Below are 18811 nucleotides of genomic sequence, written 5' to 3'. Positions count from 1 at the left end.
CCTGCGTTAAGATGCGCTGGGAAGATACCGTGATCGGCAGGGACATCGAGCCGCACGACGTGGTCGTCGCGGCGTTCTCGCTCGGGTTCTACGACCTCGCCGCCGCCCTGGAGAAGCTCGACGCCGCGGCTCTCCGGGCGGTCTACATCTTCTGGCACGCGGGAGAGTGGCGGAGCCCCGACGAGATGGCGCTCTACCGGGCAGTCTTCGGAGAAGAAGCGGCCTTGCGGAAGGGGTATCCGGACTACATCTACCCCGTCAACATCCTCCACGACGCCGGAATCTACCCGAACGTCAGGATTTATCGTGCCGTCTGGGACGCGGTCTACGATTCCCCCGAAGAGGCCGCCCGGACATGGGCGGCGATGCACAACCCCGGGATAGAGGATCTCGCTCCCGTCAGGGAGTACTTCGCCCGGGCGCTCCGCAAAAACGAATCCGGGAAGTACGTCGAGACGACGGTACGGCCGACCGCGGCGGTCTGGTGGGAGAAGAGGGAAGAGTAAGGGGGTACGGCCCCTTTATTGGAGCCGCACGGCGGGGTGCAGAGATCCGTTCCGGAGAAGCGTCGTTCCCGGATATCATGAATACCTTTTCGCGCTGTGTTCAAACAGCGCCTCCAGGGAAGGCACTTCTCCGGAAAAACAATACTGCTATGTGATTATTGAGTGCCCTATATCCGACGTCGAGAACCAATATACGCCTTCGTATCTTCCGTTCATACCATGACAGGAAAGAGTCTGTCTGGTGCGACCACGGTTGCCGTCGCCGGCATTTTCGTTGTCCTTCTGATGGCGGCCGGGTGTGTCGGCGGTCAATCTTCCGATTCTTCGACGCCGCAACACATCACGGTAACGGGATCGACGACGGTATTGCCCATCGCCGAAAAAACGAAGGAAGCATTCGAAGAGAGAGATGCCTCCGCCGACATCATGGTGAGCGGGGGAGGCTCGAGCGTCGGGATCAAAGCCGTCGGCGAGGGGACCGCGGATATCGGCATGACCTCGAGAGACCTCAAATCCGAGGAGGCCACAGGCTACCCCGGTCTCGTCAGGCATCACATCGCCGATGATGCGATCCTTCTCATCGTCAACCCGGAGAACACCGTCGACAGCCTCACGCTTGACGAGGTGCGGGGCATCTACAACGGCACCTACACGACCTGGGACCAGGTCGGCGGGCCTGAGGAGCAGATCGTCGTCGTCGGGAGAGACAGCGCGTCGGGAACGCGGGAGTTCTTCTCCGAGTACGTGCTGAAGAAAGAGGACTTCGTCAAAACGCAGGAGGAGTTCAACTCGAACGGCGGGATCCAGCAGAAAGTATCCCGGACCCCCGGCGCGATCGGTTACGTCGGCCTCGGCTACACCGGGGGCGTGAAGGCGCTGTGGCTGGACGTCGGCGGGACCGCCGTTGAACCCACGCTTGAGAACATTACAAGTAAGAAGTACCCGATCAGCCGGCCGCTCTTCATGCTGACGAACGGAGAGCCGGATGGTCTTGCCCGGCAGTACCTCGACTTCATCATGAGCGAAGAAGGGCAGGAGATCGTGGCGAGCGTCGACTACATACCGGTGCAGGAGTGACCGGGCCTCCTTGTTCGATCGCCCGGAGCGACCATGAAGAAAGAACAGGCTGCGCTGGTTCCGTTCCAGGGCTTCGGACGGCTCCGGCGACCCGAAGTCAGGATCGATCCCTCCTCTGCCGGAGCAAAGAGGCAGCTTGTCGACAGAATCGTCGGCAAACTGCTCTTCTCCGTCGCGCTCTTTGCGATCATCGCCGTCTTCTTCATCATAGTCTTCCTGCTTCGTGACGGATACCAGATCGTTCTTGAGACCGGCCCGTGGCACTTCTTAACCGGCCAGGACTGGAACCCGGCCGGTCAGAACCCGATCTTTGGTGTACTTCCGCTCATCGTCGGCACGCTGCTGGTGATGGCGCTCGCGATGGTCATCGCCGTCCCGCTCAGCATCGGTACGGCCGTCTACATCGCGGAGATCGCCGGGCCGGGGACGAAAGCGGTCGTCAAGCCTGCCGTCGAACTGCTGGCCGGCATCCCTTCCGTCGTCTACGGGTTCTTCGGCCTGATCCTTTTGACCGACTGGATACGCGTTGCCTTCGACCAGCCGTCGGGCTCCAGCTGGCTTGCAGGCTCGATCCTCCTCGCGATCATGGCCATCCCGACGATCACGAGCGTCGCCGAGGACGCCATCGGTTCGGTCCCCCGCGAGTTCAGGGAAGGCAGCCTTGCCCTCGGAGCAAACCACTGGCAGACTATCAAAAACGTCATCGTGCCGGGTGCGCTCTCCGGCATCAGCGCAGCGATCATCCTCGGGATGGGACGCGCCATCGGCGAGACGATGGCGGTGCTCATGGTCACGGGGAACGCCGCCGTCATCCCGGACCCGATCCTCAACGTCTTCTCCCCCGTGCGGACGCTGACCGGAACGCTGGGCATCGAGATGGGCGAAGTCGCGTTCGGGAGCCAGCACTACCACGCGCTCTTCGGCGTCGCGGTTGTCCTGCTCATCATCACGCTCGCCGTCAACAGCACGGCAAGGCTCATTATAAACCGTATACAGCGAACGTCACGGCCCACGCCGCCCGGATGGGCAGGAGCCGCATCGGTGCCGTTCGTGCGGGTTGCCCGGGCCGTCCGGGACTTCGTCCGGCCCCAAACGAGGATCCTCCACCCGATAACCGCGCAGCGGTTTGCATTCTCCCTGATAGCGCTCTCGGTTATCAGCGTGATCGCGGTCCTCGGCGTGATCATCGCCGAGATCGTCGTCAACGGGGCCGGAGCGATCACCTGGGAGTTCCTGACCGGGTCCCCGAGCGACCTCGGGAGAGCGGGGGGGATCTTCCCCGCGATCGTCGGGACGCTCTACCTCGTGGGAGGAGCGCTGGCGGTTGCTTTTCCGCTCGGGATTGCGACGGCCGTCTACCTCATCGAGTACACGGCCGACACCCCGCTGACACGAGGCATCCGTGCGGCGGTGGATCTGCTGAACGGGACGCCGTCCATTGTCTTCGGGCTGTTCGGGTTTGCGTTCCTCGTCCTCTTCTTGAACTTCGGCGTCTCGATGATCGCCGGGCAGATCACCCTTGCACTGATGATTCTCCCCACGATCATACGGACGACCGAAGAGTCGCTCCGGTCGATCCCCCACTCCCTCCGGGAAGGGAGCTACGCGCTCGGGGCAACGAAGTGGCAGACGATCTGGCGGGTGGTTCTCCCCCCGGCGCTCCCCGGGATCCTCACCGGGGCGATCCTTTCCATCGGGCGGGCTGCAGGCGAGACGGCTCCCATCATGTTCACCGCGGTGGTCTTCAGCAGCAGATACCTCCCGTCGTCGCTCTCCGAACCGGTGATGGCCCTTCCCTATCACCTCTTCATCCTCACCACGAGCGTCCCGGGGGCATCCGCACAGAAGTACGGGACGGCTCTCGTGCTCCTCCTCATGGTGCTCTCGATCTACCTCATTGCAATACTCGTCCGGCGGCGGTGCCACCGGGCAAAGGTGATGTAAAAATGGGTGAATCCGCAATTCTTGAAACAAAATGCCTCAACCTCTGGTACGGGCAGAAGCATGCCCTCATCGACATCTCGGTTCGCATACCGAAAAACACGGTCACGGCCCTTATCGGCCCTTCGGGATGCGGGAAATCAACCCTTCTCCGGTGCTGCAATCGGATGAACGATCTCATCGATTCGTCCAGGGTAACCGGAGAGATCCTGTTCAACGGGAACGATATCCACGACCCCCGTGCGGACGTATACACGATCCGCGAAAAGATCGGCATGGTCTTCCAGAAACCGAACCCCTTCCCAAAGAGCATCTACGACAACGTCGCTTACGGCCCCCGTATTCACGGGGTGAGCGAGAAGAAGGTGCTCGACCGCATCGTCGAGGATAGCCTGAGGGGCGCCGCGCTCTGGGACGAAGTGAAGGACAGGCTCTATGAGCCCGCGCTCGCCCTCTCGGGCGGGCAGCAGCAGAGGCTCTGCATTGCACGGTGCCTTGCGGTCGAACCCGAAGTCATCCTGATGGACGAACCCTGCTCCGCTCTCGACCCCATCGCTACGGCAAAGATCGAGGATCTCATCATCCAGATCGCCCGGGAGCACACCGTCGTCATCGTCACGCACAACATGCAGCAGGCGGCACGGGCAAGCGAATATACCGGGTTCATGTACCTGGGAAAGTTGATCGAATTCGACAAAACCACGCGGATCTTCGAGGATCCCGCAGAAGAACTGACGGAGAACTACATCACCGGACGGTTCGGGTAGAAAGACCATGGTGGATAAATCTCATACGGAACTTGCATCCCTAAAGACGGATGTCCTGGAGATGGGCTATCTCGCACGGGACATGCTGGACCGGTCGCTTGAGGCACTGGAGAGCCGGGATGTGGCGCTGGCCGGATCAATTGAGGAGGATAAGAAGAGGATCTCGGACCAGGATCACGAGATCGAACAGAAGTGCCTGCGGCTCATCGCTCTCTATCAGCCGATGGCAAAAGACCTGCGGACGATTGCAGCCTCGATGAAGGTGATCACGAACCTGTACCGCATCGGGCGATACGGGAAAGACATCGCCATCGTCGTGCCCGATCTCGCCGACGCCCCGCACGTGGGAAACCTCGTCAGCATCCCCCACATGGGCGATCTCGTCGGCGGGATGGTCACGGATGCGCTGGTCGCCTTCGAACGTGAAGATCTCGCTGCGATACACGATATCGTGGAGAGGGAGGAGGCTGTCGACGCCCTCAGGTACTCCATATTCCGCGAATGCCTCACCTACATGATGGAGGATCCAAAAAACATCACGAGGTGCACGAACTATGTGATGATCGCACGGTACCTCGAACGCTGCGGGGACCACGCATGCAAGATCGCGGAGAAGGTACACTACATGGTGACGGGCGAGCGGATCGAGATCCGGTGAACCGTCCGGCACGATGAGAACGGCTCAAGGGCGCCGCTGATAGGGCGTTCACGGGCCATTATTTATACCCGCAAACGAATCTCTCCATCAGATGCAGAACCAGCAGCCCGTCGACCTGAACACCATCGCGTGGGCGGCGATGCGGCAGTACGGTTTCATCCCGGCCTTCCCGCCGTCCGTCCTCCGCGAAATCGAGGCTCTCGACGCGAAGATCTTCCCGGACACCCTCGACGACCCCCGCGACCTCCGCTCGCTCCCATGGTCGTCGATCGACAATCACGACTCAGAGGATCTCGACCAGATCGAGGTCTGCGAAGAAGGGCAGAACGGGGAGATCCGGGTCAGGATTGCCATCGCCGACGTCGACGTTTACGTCCCCAAAGATTCGGAGACGGACCGGCACGCCGCCCACAACGGGACCTCGGTCTACACCGGCGTTACGACCTTCCCGATGCTGCCCGACCGCCTCTCGGCAGGCATCACCTCGCTCCTGCCCGGCCGGGACCGGATGGCGATCGTCATCGAGTACACCGTTCTCCCGGACGGAAGCACGGTACCCGGCGACGTCTACCGGGCAATCGTCGCGAACCGGGCAAAACTCGTCTACGAGGAGGTCGGCGACTGGCTGGAAGGGAGCGCCCCCGCTCCCCGGGCGATCGAGGAGACGCCGGGTCTCGCGGAGCAGGTCCTCCTCCAGGACGAGGCCGCGGTGCGGATGAGGAAGAGCCGCACGGAGCGAGGAGCGCTCGCCCTCGAGACGATCGAGGCCGAACCCGTCGTTGAGGACAACCGGGTCATGGGCCTCGTCGTCCAGGAGCAGAACCGCGCGCGGTGCCTGATCGAGGAGTTCATGGTCGCGGCGAACGGAACCCTGACGGCGTTCTTGAACGACGCCGATCTCCCCATGATCCACCGGGTCGTCCGCACACCGAAGAACTGGGAGGGGATCGTCCGGGAGGCGGCGGAGCGCGGCGAGACGCTCCCCGGCGGGCCGGACGCGGAGGCGCTCACCCGGTTCCTCATCCGGCAGAAAACGGCCGACCCCGACCGCTTCCCCGACCTCTCGCTGACGGTGGTGAAACTCATGGGGGCGGGCGAGTACGTGGCCTTCCGGCCGGGCGACGAGCCGATAGGCCACTTCGCCCTCGCCGTCACCGACTACACCCACGGCACCGCCCCGAACCGGCGCTACGTCGACCTCATCATCCAGCGACTGGTGAAATCGGTCGTCGACGGAGAGCCCGTCTCCCCATATACGCCAGCCGAACTCGACGAACTCGCCGCCCGGCTGACCGAACGGGAGAAGGCGTCCCAGAAGGTCGAACGCTTCGTCCGGAAGGCCGCGGCCGCGGTCCTGCTCCGGGAGAGGATCGGCGAGACGTTCGATGCGTTCGTCACCGGCGCCTCGGAGAAGGGGACGTATGTTCGGCTGATCGACCCGCCCGCCGAAGGGAGGGTCGTGCTGGGCGAGCAGGGTCTCAGGGTCGGCCAGAGGGTGCGCGTCCGCCTGCTGGCGGCGGATCCCTACAAAGGCTTCATCGACTTCGGGCGCACCCGGTGAGGGATGGCCGGAGCCGGGCAATGGATATCCACGAGGACGCTCCTCCCGGCTCATAGCGAAGGTGCAAAGACCGTTAAGATCTTAAAAAAGAAAGGCAGCCTTTCGTTCATCCCGGGCTTTCACCGCGAGAGTTCCCGCTCTCTGCCGCCTTCACCCCCGGGGTGAAGCCTCAGAGAATCGCCAGAATACCGATGATGATCGCGATGGCACCGATGATCGTCTGGAAGCTGCCCAACCACGTACCGAACTTCTCGAGATACTTACCGAGACCCGGAATTACGTGGAACGCACCGGTCAGGAGGATGACCCCTACCAAGAAGGCAACGATACCCTGCAGCGAGAAGATCCCAAGTAGTCCGAGGAGCATCATGACGATCCCTATGATGACCTGGAAACCGCCCAGGAATTTGCCTGCCTTCTCAAGGAAGTCCCCGAGAACGGGCAGGACCCCTATAACCCCTGCACACAATACCAGTCCGCCGATTATGTTCATTATCGCGGTTATTGCCACAATTTCACCTCCAATCCATCACGTTATAAAGTTGAGTTATAAGTAATCCTCTGATACAACAAGTTAATTTAAACAACGCCCGGCATTAATCTAACAGAATAGATTGACCCGCCGGACAGGAGTTGTCTGCTTAACGCTGAAAGGCGTCGTTTACTTGACTGCTCACCCTCTCCCACCGGAAGCATCCAGGAACATTTCCGGCCCCGGTTCGGCATCCTGCAATACAGCCTGGATATCACGGTGACAGGCAGTCCCGTACCGGGAGGCACTACGGCGATCCCTTTCCGGGGAGCAGGAAACACCGGATCCTCTACCGTGCGGGAAGAGAACCCTAAAACCACGGAGGCGATGCCCATAGAGAGTGCCGCCGGGCGGGGAAGGGGCCGGACGCGAATCTGAAAAAATAGTAGTGATCTATTGCATCCCGTCCAGGTGGACGTCCACCTGCGGGAAGGGAATCTCGATGCCGGCCTCCTTGAACGCCCTGGCGACGTCTCGGGTCAGATCCCACTGCACACCCCAGAAGTCCGATGTTTTCGTCCACGCCCGGAGAGCGAGGTTCACCGAAGAGTCGGCCAGTTCGGTGACGACGACCGCAGGTTCCGGTGACGGGAGCACCGCCTCGTGGGCTGCCATCAGGTCGGTGGCGACCCGGATCGCCGTATTCAGGTCGCTGTCGTAGGCGACCCCGACCTTGACCTCGGTACGGCGCGTGTCCATCCTGGTGGAGTTGATCACCGGGCTCCCCCAGACTAGGGAGTTCGGGATGGTGATGTAGGTATTGTCGAGCTTCAGCAGCTCGGTCGCCATGATGCCGACCGAGGTGACCGTCCCGGATATGCCGTTGACCTCGACGTATTCCCCCTTGTCGATGGGGCGGAAGGCCGCCAGCCAGACCCCGGCGGCGAGGTTGGTGATGGTGTCCTGGAGGCCGAAACCGAGGATGAGCCCGATCACAGCCGAGAGCCCGAGCACCATGGAGGAGACGTCGAACCCGAGCGTTGCGAGGACGACGAGGGCGAGGATCACGTAGAGCAGGACCGAGAAGAATCTGACCAGGAACTCGATGATCAGGGCGGGCAGGTTTGACGCCCGGGAGAGCATCTTTGTGAAGACGGACGTGAGCACCTTCACCACGACCCACCCGATGATCGCGACAAGCACGGCGAGAACAACGCGTTCAAGCGTTATGTCGGAGAGCGGAACGGTGGAGCTGAGGATTTCTGCGATCTCCATGCATCAAGATGACACGGGAGCCCAGATATAGTAAACCCTCCGGATGGAGGAAAGAAGGGAGGAGCACCGCCACAACCGCTCCTGCATGGCCGGACAGAGAGACGGCAGAACTCTGGAGAGGGAGGGGATACGGTTGGCCCGCACCTCGCAAAAGAGATAAACCGGGCATAAGCCCGCCATGAAGACGCCGCCCTTTTCCTTTAGCAGGCAGGCCCGGTGCCGCCGCGCGGGGCAGCCTGATTCAGTACCCGAGCGGCTGGCGGATCAGGACCAGCGTTATCCTCCCCTCGGCAACTTCGTTCTCGAGGATCACGTATTTGCCGATGTAACTACCCGTGCCGTAGGCACGCTGCGCACGCTGGTTCTCGAGGGGCAGGGCATACTCCCGGCACCGCCGGAGCGCATCGTCGATGGTCGGCGCGATCTTGTTCGTCCCGGAGACGAGGATGAGACGGGCCGCCGCGTGAGGCCACGCCCCCGTCCGGCTCCCGGTCTTGTCGCACCCCACGACCTCGCCTGAGGCGGCGATCGCCTGCACCCCGGAGAGGAAATAGTCTGCGGCCACGCTTTTGCGGCGGAGCACGTGCCGCTTCTCGGCATCGTCCTCGGCCGTGATGACCGCGTGATAATCCCGCCATCCCTTCGGGTTCTCTTTGAGCACCCGGCCGTACCCCATCTCGACCAGGGTCGTCGAGTAGCCGTTCATGACCTCGGCCCCTTCGGGCAGCAGGTCGACGACGGTCCGAAGCGCCTCCTCTGCCGTATCAACGAGGATCACCCCGATGTTCCGGGCCTCGATCGCATCAATCGTCTTTTTGAGCGTCGCGTCGTCCGGCATCCGGCTCCATCGCTCCGCATCCGCCCCGGCATCCTTCAACAGGTTGGCCGCACTGTACTCCGTGGCTTTTGCCATCTGCTGGGTAACGTTCGCCATCAGATCACCCCACGGCCGGGGGACGCGATCCCACATATACCTCTCGATGAGCGGGATCGGGAGAGGGGGGCCGCGCCGTTTTCCCCGGCGAGGAAGGTTCCGGCGTGTTTTTTTGGTATTCCATCCCACAAGAGGGTATGAAAAGATGCTATCTCATCGGCATGGTCTGCCTCCTGGTGCTCGCGGCCGGATGCAGCGGCCCTGCCGGGCAGGAGACCGTGAAGGAGAATACGACTCACGCGGACCTTGCGGGTCTCGTCCGGGAGGCCGCCGCCTACGCGGAGAGTGCCGGAGAAGACGCGGCCCTCGGCGAATTCAACGACGGCTCCGGCCGGTTCTCACAGGGAGCCCTCTACGTGTACGCTTACGATTACAACGGGACGCTCCTTGCCCATCCCTACGAGAAGGATGCAATCGGTTCCAATCGCGGGAACTGGACCGACGTCCGGGGGCTGCCGGTGATCCGCATCGGTGCGCATACCGCAGCAAACGGCGGCGGGTATATCGCCTACCTCTACCCGGCGCCGGAGAACGGGTCGATCGACGAGTCGGCAGGGGATACCTACGTCCCGAAGATCGGCTACGTTGCCCCTGCCGGGGAGACGTGGTGGGTAGCCTCAGGCGTCTACCTCTCCGACGTGGCCGGGCCCGGAACCGAGCCGTATCCCGAACCCGTATCGGCGATGATCGACCTCGTCGAGCGCGGTGCCGCCTACGGCCGGGAGCAGGGAGCACAGGCGGCGTTTGCCGAGATCTCGAATGCGTCCGGGATGTTCGTCGATTCGGCCGACCACTACCTCTACGCCTACGACTACAACGGAACGCTCCTTGCCCATCCCCACCTGCAGGACTCGATCGGCACGAGCCTGATCGAGCGGCAGGACCCGTTCGGGATGGAGAACATCCGGGCGCTCAGGGACACCGCAGAGTCGGGAGGAGGGTTCATCGTCTTCGTCTGGCCGAATCCCGAGCAGGATGACCGCGACGAACTCAAGATCGGCTACGTCCTCCCGGTCGACGATACCTGGTGGGTCGGCTCCGGCGTCTATTTAAGCGAGATCACCGGGGAAGATACAGTGCTCCCCTGAATACCTCTTTTTCACAAACTCCACGGCTGCAGGATCAAGCCCTTGCGGCGCCCTTCGTACGCGGGGTGATCGGGACCGGCATGCCTCTTCGTATCCATTGCGAGAGGGCATCTGAAGATGCCCGGCGAATCCGGCGGTCTCGCTGCTCCCGCATCAGGGAGAAGCGTTCCAGATATCCCACAGGTTCTTCCAGCCGTCCGCCGTGCGCTTCCACACGACGACAAATTTGATCTTCTGCTCGGCAGGCGTTCCACCCGGCGGACGGACCCTGAGAATGCCCGTTCCCTTCTCGTGCAGAAAGTCGCCATCCCCGGAGAGTTCAATCGTGGTCAGTTCCACCTCTTTTACGCCCGACGCCATGACCGTTCTCCAGAACTCCTCGATCGCCTCTCTTCCCTGGATCATGGGGGTGTCGGGAGGGAAGACTACGGCGTCCTCTGCAAAGACCGATGCCGTTATTGCGGCATCGCCCTTCAGGAACCCTTCGGAGAATCGTTTATTGTTCGCGTCGATGGCCTTCCTTACTTCGTCGGCAACCATACTCCATCCACGACAGAACGTCGGTCCGGTGCATCACCGGACTCTGTCGACATCTTTCTGTTGAATTCGAGCGCCTATGCGGACCAGAACACCGCGGCGAACCGGAAGGCACAATCTTCCTTCCGCGGTGCCGCATGAGTGAGAGTATTCCGGCCAGGTCTTCGGAACGGGACGGCCGAAAGGGTCCGGTCTCAAAAGAGGTCAGGAGGCCGGTGCGGCCCCCACCTCTTCGCTGTCCCATACGAGGGTATTCTTCATCTCGGTCATGATCACCCGCGAACCGGGGGGGACCCGGATCGCGTCGCCGATGTCCTCGGGCGCCGACGCCCAGACGACCCGGTGCTTGATGTCCCCGTCGGGGAGCAGCACCACGACGCTGTAGGTGTTCATACCCTCCTCGGGAGTGCCTTCTTCCTCTCCCGGGGTGACACGATAGCAGGTAAACGTGACCGGTCGCGATTCTTCCCCCATCTTCTCTTCGGCTTCGCCTCTCATACGCATTCCTCATCACCCGGACGTGCGCGGCCCGTCGCGGTTCTGCGCGGCCCCCGGAGATGGCGGGAGGCCGCGTCCTCCGCCCGCCGGAAAACCCGCCTCACTCCCGGGAGCCACCTCCTCTCGACCCTCTCCTAATAATAACTTGCCCCATGCCGCAGCTCCCGGTGACAGGGGGTTCCGCGTACCCGGGCCGGGGGAGGGCGGACGGCTGCCGGCAACGGGCCGTCAACCCGCTCCGTCCAGCCTGCCGGAGATGTTCCATACTATCATCACCGGGGCCTTCGGGACGGCGGCATCTTCCTCGTCGCCCCGGAGCCCGGCCACCTCCCCGAGCACCGCAAGACCGAGCTGGGCGTTCCTCTTCGCATACCCAAACGACACCCGGTCGATGGTATCCTCCGGCGTATGGGCCGGACCGTGCTCCTCGCAGTGGGTCGTCACGGCCGGGAACTCCCGGGCCCGGAAAGAGATATGGTCCGAGGTGCAGGTGTGGTTGTTCTCTGTCAGGATGAAGTTCGTGGAATAAAGGGTGTTGTAGTCCGCCATAAGCGCCGCGATATCCGCGGAACGCTCATCGTAGACGATATCGAGGACCGAGCGGTTCTCAGGATCGTAGCAGGCCGAATCGTAGTTGAAGTAGAGCACGACCGGGACCGTCGTGCTTTCGGCATAGTCGATGCTGCCGTAACGGCCGCTTTCTTCGCCGTTCCAGAGCGCAAATTGCACCGTCCGGTCAAACGAGTGCCGACTCATCGCCCGGGCGAGTTCCAGGACGATCGCAACGCCGCACCCGTTGTCGGTGGCCCCGGGCGCGCGGGCGGGGTCCGAAGACGTGCTGTCGTAGTGCGCCCCCACCACCACGACCCCTTCTGAGGCGTTGTCGCTCCCGGGGAGCGTGGCGACGACGTTCCGGAGGTCCCCTCCCTGGAACTCCACCTCAAGCCCGGGGATCTCGTCAAACCTCCGGTAGAGGTACTCGCCCGCCTCCCGGTTTCCGGCGGAGCCGAACGCCCGGGTCGGAAAGTTCTGCAGGTCGTACGTCGTTTTCTCCAGTTCGGATTCATTAATCTCTGCAAGCATTGCGGCGATGGCGGGATCATACCCACCCCCGGATGTGCCGGTGATGCCCGCCAGGATGGCTGTGAGGAGAACCACTATGCTGGCGAGCACCAGGACGCAGAGCAGCATTCCCGGAAACCGGGCATCCCGCTGAGTATACCTGTCGTGCGCTGAATCACGTTCCATGCATGATCACGTAGAAGACGCCGAAAGGAGGGGTAAAGATATATACTTTCGCCCGGACAGTGAGAGGTTTGCGATCCGGGAGAGGGGCGCATTCCGGCTCGAATCGCCGAAACAGCACCCCGGCTCCTGTTATCGGAGAAGGGCCTCCGGGGGCCAGGTATATATTGTATGGCAAAGACAGGTTTCTCAACCCGATGCAGGGATCACCCCCGGAGCATACATGCCTAACCGACCATCAGCAAGCGACGAGTCGACCCTTCTGCGGTGGATGCGGCTCGAGATCGGCAGGATCAACGACGGCGTCGTCGCGGAACGCAAACGTCTCTCCCGGCTATTGCGGGAAGAGCAGCCATCGTCGGTCACGAAGGGCGGGAGCCGGTACGACTTCGACCGGGACGTCCTCCTCCGGATGGGGCAGGCCGTCCCGGAGGAGTTGCAGAGACGGCTCCGGCTTCCGATCCTCTTCTACTTCGACTCCACGGTTCCGGACAGTTTCTTCCTCGCGGACGAGGCTGCGGTGCAGGCCCTCCAGAGCCTCCGGGGGATAAGCCCTCTCCGGAGGATGCAGGGTGGGAGGCTCTGGATAGCGAAACCGCTCGTGTACGCCATCATGAACCGGTACCCGACGGCCGTGCAGATCATGATGGGTTAGGGAGACGATCCTGCACAAAAGAAGCGGGGATGTTCTCCCCGGCGCCCGTCACGCCTTCCGGCCGGTGGCCGACGACGGGGTACGCGGCCGGCGAGGCGCTCTCGGGACGGTAATCCGCATCCCGGACCTCATCGGCCGGTGAGACCGCCGAAGACGGCCGGTCCTGTGTTCCGACGACTATACAGGCTATCAACCCGCCAACGACCAGCGCTTGAATGGCGACGGTCAGTAATATGGCCATCTTCTGCTCTGAGATCTCGATCACCTCGCGTGCCGGTAGCGGGGATCGTATTTAAATTTTGCTATTTTTATGCTATTAAATATTATATATTGTTACAGATACACTATACGAGTAACGAAGAGGCGGCGAACGTGCATCCGGTTCCGGGGATAGCCCGGCAGATGAGGGAGGTCAGCCGGAGCGGCCGGCCGGCTGCCCGGGATCGCTCTTCTTCGCGACGGTTCGCCTGAACCTCTCAAGCACCGGGCGGGTGACCTCATCCATCTGCCGGTCGAAGTAGTCCACCCACTCCGCAACGAGGGCAAGCTGCTCCTGCTGCGTGGAAAGCCGTTCCTGCAGGTCGTCGACGGCCTTCTGGAGCCGGCCGAACTCCTCCGTCCTCAATTTCTGTTCCTGCTCGAGTTCCTCGACCAGTCGTGCAATCCGGCGTTCCTGCCAGGCCAGCGTATCCCGCATCACCCCCATATCGATCGCCACCTCGGGCGGGAGCGGGGCGGCGCTCCGGACGACCTTGCCCGCCGGTTCTTCGGGTGCGGCCGATTTTCTTCCGGTTTTGACCTCTTCGCCGATCTCTTCCGGCGAAAGGCCCCTTCCGGAGAGTTCTATCAGTTCCCGGACAATTGCGACCGCCTTTGGCGGGAAAAGCCTGACCCGGCCGATCGTCCGGTAGGTAAAGAGGGTGTCGTAGGTCTGGACGAGTGTCCGGACCTCCTGCTCGGAGATCCCGGTGAGGTGCGCGATATCCCCGATCTTCAGTTCCTTCTCGGTCATGGTACCGTCCTCTGCACCCGCTCTGGATCTCGAGCGGGAGCCCTACCGTAACTCTTTGTCGTCATCAGGTATAGGTGCGTGCCGGATCACGGGATTTTTCTTGCCGCCGTCCCAGTACTGGTACAATGAGCAGGGGAGCGAAGGAGAGCGTCCCGGACGGCACGACCGTCGTCCGGAAGGCAGTGCGGTCCGCCCGCCTTCAGGTGCGGCCGGACGGGACCCTGCGGGTGGTCGCTCCCCCATCCTTCGATATCGGCGGGGTCCTGCAGCGCAACGCGGCCTGGATCGAGAAACGGCGCGAGGAACTCAACCGGCTGGCCGCCGAAGGCTGCGGAAAGGAAGATCTGCTCCTTCTACACGGGCGGTTCTATCGCCCGGTCCCGGGCGCGCGGTTCGCGATCGACGAGGCCCGCGGGACCGTCACCTGCCCGTCCGTCCCCGCCCTCAGGAAAAACCTCTCCCGGATGCTGAAGGAGGAGGTCCTGGACCGTCTTGAGACCTACCCGGACCTTAATAGCCGGAGGCCAGGAAGGATCGCGGTGAAGATGCAGAAAACCAGGTGGGGGAGCTGCTCGACGCTCGGCAACCTCAACATCAACCTGCGTGTCATAGCCCTCCCGGAGTCCCTGCGGGAGTACGTCGTCGTCCACGAGGCCGCCCACTTCCGCGAACAGAACCACTCAAAAAGGTTCTGGCGCCTCGTCGGCGACCGTTACCCCGGATACCGGGCTGCGGAAGCCGAGCTGCGGCGCTACTGGATCATCCTCGAACGGAACCGCGTGTGGAGAACGCTACAGGATACGCGGTGAGAGGGGTATCAGGAGTACCTCCGCCAGAACATGGAGAGCTTCCTCGACTCCGCCCACCGCTCGTCGAGCTGATCGATGATCCCGTTGATCCGCTGCACCTGCTGCCGGATCTGTTCCCTCGTCGCGGCATCGTCGAGCAGTTCGGCACGCCCCATGATTGCCTGGAGCGGGTTCCTTATATGGTCGGCGAGGAGAGCGAACTGCTCCATGTTCCGCTCGATCTGAGCGTAGGCCTTTGATTTCAGGTCCTCAACCTCCCTCTGGGCGGTGATGTCCCGGGAGACGGTGACGATCCTCGCGACCTCGCCGTGCTCGAAGATCGGGATCCGCATCTCCCGGAGGATCATGGCCCGGTCACCGCACCTGAGAGACCGCTCCGACGCCAGCGGCCGGCCGGTCCGTATGACTCGCTCGTACAGCTGCCGGGTGTTGGGAGGGAGGAACGGGAGGACGGTGAAGAGATCCTTTCCGACGACGTCCGTCGCGAGCCCGAGGTCTTCGCACCAGGCTATAAAAGCGTCGTTCGCGAGAAGAAGGGTGAGCCGGGTATCGACGACGGTTACGGTATCGGTGATGGCGTCGAGAACGATCTGGTAGAGGCTTTCCGATTCCCGGAAGAGGTACTCGGACTGCTTCCGGTCGAGCGCGCACACGATGATATGGACGGCCGCAGAGAGGAGCGTCACATCCTCGTCCTCGAACCGGGCATCATCGGTATTCCGGTCGAAGCCGACGAAGCCGACGACCGACCCGTTCAGCCGGAGCGGAACCATCAGCGTCGCGGTAGCGCCGTGCCGCTGCAGGAACTCGCGCTCCTCCCGGTGCAGCCGCCCTTTCGCGGACGCTCCGCCCACAAGCACGGTCTCGCCTTCGAGGATCCGCGCGGCCCACCAGGGGAGGTCGGTCGTGAGGAGTTTCCGGGACTTCCCGCGCCGGGGATTCTGCTCCGGCCGGCACCATTCGTGCGTTGTGCCAAGCAGCGTCCGGGGATCGTTGAAGAGGGAGAGGTAGGCCCTGCACGCACCGCACGCGCGGCCGAGGTCCTCGAGCGAGTCGTCGATAGCCGGATCGATCTGCGCAGGGTCCATGAATCGTGCGGGCATCGCCGCAACTGCCTGCTCGAGACTGCGGTGGTGACCGGGTGCATCCGCGGTCCTGCGCTGCATGCCGGCGTCGATGCAGGAGAGGAGGAGCCAGACGTCGGCGGTCCAGGGGTCGCGGACGGCGCTGACCGATATCCTGACGTCGAAAGACGATGAATCTCTCCGCCGGGCGGCAACCGTCCCGTTCCATCGCCCGGCGGAGACGGCATGGTCGATGCAGTCCCGCCCCTCTTCCGGGGAGAGCCTGAGGAGTGTCACGGGCTTTCCGACCATCTCCTGCAGCGCATACCCCCACATGGCAAGCAGCGGAGCGTTGGCGAAGGCGATACGCCCCCTTCGATCGACGATGCAGATCCCGGAGAGCGAGGTCTCGATCACCTGTTGCAGCATCGCGGTGGTAACGCCGGGTGTTCTGGCCGGGAACTCGCCGGCAGCGGAGCCTCCTTCCTCCTGGCGGTCCGAATCACCACCATGCTGCTCCGGAGAGACACCTGCCTCCACACGGTCCGTTGAATGCGAATCCATATCCTGATCATCCCGGGCGGCAGGACACAGCCGCCCATTGCCGTTGCGGAGAGGGCGCGCACCGCCGTCTCCCGATCTCCCTTCCGGATTGTTAGGACGGGATAGGATGATCAATCCCCCGGATCGCGTATTAGAGTTTCTGTTTGTGTTGCGTCGCCTGCCGGGTCGGAAGAGCGCATCCGCCCCGCCCGATACGACAAAAGAAGGATCGCGGGATCAGGCGTCCGCCTCAGGTCTCCGCGAATAGTTCCGGTACGTCACCAGGAGCGCGATGGCGATCAGGAGGAAGACGGCAAGCGAGAACCAGAACCCGGCCCCCGCCGGAATGAGGTTCACGATGTAATCGATGCCGAGAGCGATCCCGAAACTGCCGATGATGGCACCGATGGTGATGCAGGAGAGGACCTCCGTCTTCGTCATCCCGAGCATTCTCCCGACGACGGAGGCGACGATGCTCCCCGAGCCGTCAAAGGGGAGGGCCACGAAGGCGATAAGGCCGACGAAGTAGAGCCGTTCAAGCCACGGCCGCCGGTCGAGGAAGGTCCTGCCCGCCGCCACAAAGCGGCTGACCCAGGGGCCGATGTAGGGGATACGCAGGACCAGCGGAAAGTTCCAGGCCATAAAGAGCCCGCCGGCGAAGTCCAGGAACGCCAGGGCAAACGCGGCCAGCCACCAGGGGATCCCGCAGAGGATGCAGACCGGGATGACTGTCTCCCGGCCGAGCGGCGGAACGATATAGGCGACCATCATCCCGAAGAGCAGGAACCACTGCTCGGCGGGGAGGAGGAACCATATGACGCCGAGAAAGAGCCCGCAGAGCAGGAACGGGACCGAGACCTTCAGCCAGTTCGCCCGGCCGTCAGCGCCGTCGTCGTCCCATAAGCCGATCTGCCACATGAATCGCCGTCACCTGCGGGTGAGCACCCGCTCTTGGGCCGGACTCACTCCTCGCCGGCAGGGCCGGCGGGACCGGAAGGAGCCCGGGTGTTCAGGATACGCTCGATGATCTTCGACGAACTGGCAAGAGAGCCGGGATACCCGGGTATCCGGACGACGTCCGCGTCGAGCCCGCGGTCCCGGAGTCTCTGCCGGAGATGCTCCTCGTCGAAATGCTGGTTAAACCCGAGTGTGATGATGTCGGGCCGGAGGTCTGCTATCGGCCGGAACATGTCGTGGAGATCGCCGAGGAGCGCGTGGTCGACCGGTTTTAGTGCCTGCACCATCCGGAGCCGTTGCGCCTCCGGGAGGATCGGTCTCGGCTTATGCTTCACGTTCGCGTCCCGCGCCACGATCACGGAGAGTTCGTCGCCGAGCCTCCGGGACTCCTCAAGGTAGTAGAGGTGCCCGGGGTGGAGGATGTCGAACGTCCCCGTTGCGACCACGCGGATCACTCGACCACCTCGAGGAGTGTCGCGCTGCCGTCCGCCCGGTAGCACCGCCAGTCCATCTCCGTGTAGGGATATCCAACGATGACGTGGTACCGCCCCACCGTGGGGAAGAACCGCAGATCCGCCGGCGACGGGGAGAGGACGCCGTTCGGGTGGCTGTGGGCGCTGCCGGCCTGGTGGATGTCCAGCGGGAGCATATCGAGGAAGAATGAAGCGCTCTCTTCCCCGACGATGGTGCCGGGTACCAGGTCGAGGTCCCGGATAATGCCGCCCTGCTCCCGTAGCACGGCAACGAACTCGTTCGGATGATGTTCACGTCCAAGTTCGAAGAGCATCGAAAGCAGATCCAAGCTGATCCCGCATATGGCCATTCTACTGAATGGTAGGCGAGGAGGCAACATAAGCCCTCGCGTTCGGCATGCATGCACGGCCAGCAGGAGTCCGGAAGAAAAAAGTGGGATCGTTTAAGGGATGACCCTTCCTTCCGGCGAGGCCTCCGGGGTCGCATTTTCTGCCGGAGTCACGTTCCCGTCAACGGTGACGTTTACGGTCTCGAAGACGAGCGGGAAGAGCGGAGTGTGGTCGTTATTGACCAGCTGGACCGAGAGGTTGTGCTCGCCCGCCGTCACGTTCTCCCAGGTGTAGGAAGTGTTCGCGGAGACGACATACTCGCCGGTCTCCGGGATGGCGGGCGCGCTCGCGTTCGTCGGCACCGGGGCATCCAGGTAGTAGTGCAGGTGCCCCTCGCCCGCCGCGTTCG

Annotated in this window: 21 protein-coding genes and 1 pseudogene; 9 read left to right on the top strand and 13 right to left on the bottom strand. The window is 62.8% G+C overall.

Going from position 1 to position 18811, the window contains the following annotated elements; genetic code table 11:
• The 6 genes and pseudogenes from BRA62_RS01070 to BRA62_RS01045 form a co-directional block, all read left to right on the top strand.
• Positions 1 to 506: pseudogene (locus BRA62_RS01070) on the top strand (class I SAM-dependent methyltransferase); the annotation flags it as partial.
• 219 nt (positions 507 to 725) lie between these two features.
• Complete coding sequence (locus BRA62_RS01065) at positions 726 to 1583, top strand: phosphate ABC transporter substrate-binding protein (RefSeq protein WP_292364210.1); 858 nt, start codon at positions 726 to 728, stop codon at positions 1581 to 1583.
• Positions 1584 to 1616: 33 nt separating this feature from the next.
• Complete coding sequence (pstA, locus tag BRA62_RS01060; protein ID WP_292364209.1) at positions 1617 to 3527, top strand: phosphate ABC transporter permease PstA; 1911 nt, start codon at positions 1617 to 1619, stop codon at positions 3525 to 3527.
• Between the two features lie 2 nt (positions 3528 to 3529).
• Positions 3530 to 4291 carry a phosphate ABC transporter ATP-binding protein PstB gene (gene pstB / locus BRA62_RS01055; protein ID WP_292364207.1) on the top strand — a complete coding sequence of 254 codons (762 nt, stop codon included), beginning with the start codon at positions 3530 to 3532 and terminating at the stop codon, positions 4289 to 4291.
• A gap of 7 nt (positions 4292 to 4298) precedes the next feature.
• The gene (gene phoU, locus BRA62_RS01050; protein WP_292364206.1) at positions 4299 to 4949 is read left to right on the top strand and encodes a phosphate signaling complex protein PhoU; all 651 of its coding nucleotides are present in this window, start codon (positions 4299 to 4301) and stop codon (positions 4947 to 4949) included.
• 91 nt (positions 4950 to 5040) lie between these two features.
• Positions 5041 to 6510 carry an RNB domain-containing ribonuclease gene (locus BRA62_RS01045; protein WP_292364205.1) on the top strand — a complete coding sequence of 490 codons (1470 nt, stop codon included), beginning with the start codon at positions 5041 to 5043 and terminating at the stop codon, positions 6508 to 6510.
• Positions 6511 to 6679: 169 nt separating this feature from the next.
• On the opposite strand, the gene BRA62_RS01040 is transcribed toward BRA62_RS01045, so the two are convergent.
• From BRA62_RS01040 to BRA62_RS01030, 3 genes are all read right to left on the bottom strand, one after another.
• Positions 6680 to 7021: a hypothetical protein gene (locus tag BRA62_RS01040; protein WP_292364204.1), complete on the bottom strand. Its 342-nt coding sequence runs from the start codon at positions 7019 to 7021 to the stop codon at positions 6680 to 6682.
• Positions 7022 to 7435: 414 nt separating this feature from the next.
• The gene (locus BRA62_RS01035) at positions 7436 to 8257 is read right to left on the bottom strand and encodes a mechanosensitive ion channel family protein (RefSeq protein WP_292364203.1); all 822 of its coding nucleotides are present in this window, start codon (positions 8255 to 8257) and stop codon (positions 7436 to 7438) included.
• 241 nt (positions 8258 to 8498) lie between these two features.
• Positions 8499 to 9191 (bottom strand): lactate utilization protein, encoded by a 693-nt coding sequence (locus BRA62_RS01030; RefSeq protein WP_292364202.1) that lies wholly within the window; start codon positions 9189 to 9191, stop codon positions 8499 to 8501.
• 137 nt (positions 9192 to 9328) lie between these two features.
• On the opposite strand from BRA62_RS01030, the gene BRA62_RS01025 reads away from it, so the two are divergent.
• Positions 9329 to 10279 (top strand): cache domain-containing protein, encoded by a 951-nt coding sequence (locus BRA62_RS01025; RefSeq protein WP_292364201.1) that lies wholly within the window; start codon positions 9329 to 9331, stop codon positions 10277 to 10279.
• Positions 10280 to 10432: 153 nt separating this feature from the next.
• Here BRA62_RS01025 and BRA62_RS01020 read toward each other — a convergent pair whose 3' ends face one another.
• The 3 genes from BRA62_RS01020 to BRA62_RS01010 all read right to left on the bottom strand — a co-directional run bounded on the left by BRA62_RS01020 (position 10433) and on the right by BRA62_RS01010 (position 12562).
• Positions 10433 to 10819 carry a YybH family protein gene (locus tag BRA62_RS01020; protein ID WP_292364200.1) on the bottom strand — a complete coding sequence of 129 codons (387 nt, stop codon included), beginning with the start codon at positions 10817 to 10819 and terminating at the stop codon, positions 10433 to 10435.
• Between the two features lie 201 nt (positions 10820 to 11020).
• Positions 11021 to 11314 (bottom strand): hypothetical protein, encoded by a 294-nt coding sequence (locus BRA62_RS01015; RefSeq protein WP_292364199.1) that lies wholly within the window; start codon positions 11312 to 11314, stop codon positions 11021 to 11023.
• A gap of 228 nt (positions 11315 to 11542) precedes the next feature.
• The gene (locus BRA62_RS01010) at positions 11543 to 12562 is read right to left on the bottom strand and encodes a M28 family metallopeptidase (RefSeq protein ID WP_292364198.1); all 1020 of its coding nucleotides are present in this window, start codon (positions 12560 to 12562) and stop codon (positions 11543 to 11545) included.
• Positions 12563 to 12782: 220 nt separating this feature from the next.
• Between BRA62_RS01010 and BRA62_RS01005 the strand changes: the two genes are divergently transcribed.
• The gene (locus BRA62_RS01005; RefSeq protein ID WP_292364197.1) at positions 12783 to 13214 is read left to right on the top strand and encodes a DUF61 family protein; all 432 of its coding nucleotides are present in this window, start codon (positions 12783 to 12785) and stop codon (positions 13212 to 13214) included.
• On the opposite strand, the gene BRA62_RS01000 is transcribed toward BRA62_RS01005, so the two are convergent.
• Together BRA62_RS01000 and BRA62_RS00995 are read right to left on the bottom strand one after the other, a co-directional pair.
• Complete coding sequence (locus tag BRA62_RS01000; protein ID WP_292364196.1) at positions 13201 to 13479, bottom strand: hypothetical protein; 279 nt, start codon at positions 13477 to 13479, stop codon at positions 13201 to 13203. The genes BRA62_RS01005 and BRA62_RS01000 overlap by 14 nt on opposite strands.
• Before the next feature lie 147 nt (positions 13480 to 13626).
• On the bottom strand, positions 13627 to 14226 hold the full coding sequence (locus BRA62_RS00995) for a hypothetical protein (RefSeq protein ID WP_292364195.1): 600 nt from the start codon (positions 14224 to 14226) through the stop codon (positions 13627 to 13629).
• Between the two features lie 125 nt (positions 14227 to 14351).
• On the opposite strand from BRA62_RS00995, the gene BRA62_RS00990 reads away from it, so the two are divergent.
• On the top strand, positions 14352 to 15035 hold the full coding sequence (locus BRA62_RS00990; RefSeq protein ID WP_292364194.1) for a M48 family metallopeptidase: 684 nt from the start codon (positions 14352 to 14354) through the stop codon (positions 15033 to 15035).
• A gap of 8 nt (positions 15036 to 15043) precedes the next feature.
• On the opposite strand, the gene BRA62_RS00985 is transcribed toward BRA62_RS00990, so the two are convergent.
• From BRA62_RS00985 to BRA62_RS00965, 5 genes are all read right to left on the bottom strand, one after another.
• Positions 15044 to 16663 carry a PAS domain-containing protein gene (locus BRA62_RS00985; RefSeq protein ID WP_292364192.1) on the bottom strand — a complete coding sequence of 540 codons (1620 nt, stop codon included), beginning with the start codon at positions 16661 to 16663 and terminating at the stop codon, positions 15044 to 15046.
• Between the two features lie 216 nt (positions 16664 to 16879).
• Positions 16880 to 17560 carry a small multi-drug export protein gene (locus tag BRA62_RS00980; RefSeq protein WP_292364191.1) on the bottom strand — a complete coding sequence of 227 codons (681 nt, stop codon included), beginning with the start codon at positions 17558 to 17560 and terminating at the stop codon, positions 16880 to 16882.
• A 44-nt stretch (positions 17561 to 17604) separates the two neighbouring features.
• Positions 17605 to 18054 carry an FAD synthase gene (locus BRA62_RS00975; protein WP_292364190.1) on the bottom strand — a complete coding sequence of 150 codons (450 nt, stop codon included), beginning with the start codon at positions 18052 to 18054 and terminating at the stop codon, positions 17605 to 17607.
• Positions 18051 to 18422 carry a Mov34/MPN/PAD-1 family protein gene (locus BRA62_RS00970; protein WP_292364189.1) on the bottom strand — a complete coding sequence of 124 codons (372 nt, stop codon included), beginning with the start codon at positions 18420 to 18422 and terminating at the stop codon, positions 18051 to 18053. The genes BRA62_RS00975 and BRA62_RS00970 overlap by 4 nt, the downstream gene beginning before the upstream one ends.
• Positions 18423 to 18515: 93 nt before the next feature.
• Positions 18516 to 18811: hypothetical protein (locus tag BRA62_RS00965; protein ID WP_292364188.1), on the bottom strand; the 296-nt coding region annotated here is incomplete at its 5' end.

Source organism: Methanoculleus sp. UBA208 (assembly GCF_002498065.1).
Taxonomy (GTDB): domain Archaea; phylum Halobacteriota; class Methanomicrobia; order Methanomicrobiales; family Methanoculleaceae; genus Methanoculleus.
This window is presented reverse-complemented; position numbering and strand designations above follow the sequence as displayed.

Bases quoted from the DNA above. Each gene is read 5' to 3' on its own strand.
- BRA62_RS01065 (WP_292364210.1), top strand. From the start codon at position 726: ATGACAGGAAAGAGTCTGTCTGGTGCGACCACGGTTGCCGTCGCCGGC.
- pstA (WP_292364209.1), top strand. From the start codon at position 1,617: ATGAAGAAAGAACAGGCTGCGCTGGTTCCGTTCCAGGGCTTCGGACGG.
- pstB (WP_292364207.1), top strand. From the start codon at position 3,530: ATGGGTGAATCCGCAATTCTTGAAACAAAATGCCTCAACCTCTGGTAC.
- phoU (WP_292364206.1), top strand. From the start codon at position 4,299: ATGGTGGATAAATCTCATACGGAACTTGCATCCCTAAAGACGGATGTC.
- BRA62_RS01045 (WP_292364205.1), top strand. From the start codon at position 5,041: ATGCAGAACCAGCAGCCCGTCGACCTGAACACCATCGCGTGGGCGGCG.
- BRA62_RS01035 (WP_292364203.1), bottom strand. From the start codon at position 8,257: ATGGAGATCGCAGAAATCCTCAGCTCCACCGTTCCGCTCTCCGACATA.
- BRA62_RS01030 (WP_292364202.1), bottom strand. From the start codon at position 9,191: ATGGCGAACGTTACCCAGCAGATGGCAAAAGCCACGGAGTACAGTGCG.
- BRA62_RS01025 (WP_292364201.1), top strand. From the start codon at position 9,329: ATGAAAAGATGCTATCTCATCGGCATGGTCTGCCTCCTGGTGCTCGCG.
- BRA62_RS01020 (WP_292364200.1), bottom strand. From the start codon at position 10,819: ATGGTTGCCGACGAAGTAAGGAAGGCCATCGACGCGAACAATAAACGA.
- BRA62_RS01015 (WP_292364199.1), bottom strand. From the start codon at position 11,314: ATGAGAGGCGAAGCCGAAGAGAAGATGGGGGAAGAATCGCGACCGGTC.
- BRA62_RS01010 (WP_292364198.1), bottom strand. From the start codon at position 12,562: ATGGAACGTGATTCAGCGCACGACAGGTATACTCAGCGGGATGCCCGG.
- BRA62_RS01005 (WP_292364197.1), top strand. From the start codon at position 12,783: ATGCCTAACCGACCATCAGCAAGCGACGAGTCGACCCTTCTGCGGTGG.
- BRA62_RS00995 (WP_292364195.1), bottom strand. From the start codon at position 14,226: ATGACCGAGAAGGAACTGAAGATCGGGGATATCGCGCACCTCACCGGG.
- BRA62_RS00990 (WP_292364194.1), top strand. From the start codon at position 14,352: ATGAGCAGGGGAGCGAAGGAGAGCGTCCCGGACGGCACGACCGTCGTC.
- BRA62_RS00985 (WP_292364192.1), bottom strand. From the start codon at position 16,663: ATGGATTCGCATTCAACGGACCGTGTGGAGGCAGGTGTCTCTCCGGAG.
- BRA62_RS00980 (WP_292364191.1), bottom strand. From the start codon at position 17,560: ATGTGGCAGATCGGCTTATGGGACGACGACGGCGCTGACGGCCGGGCG.
- BRA62_RS00970 (WP_292364189.1), bottom strand. From the start codon at position 18,422: ATGGCCATATGCGGGATCAGCTTGGATCTGCTTTCGATGCTCTTCGAA.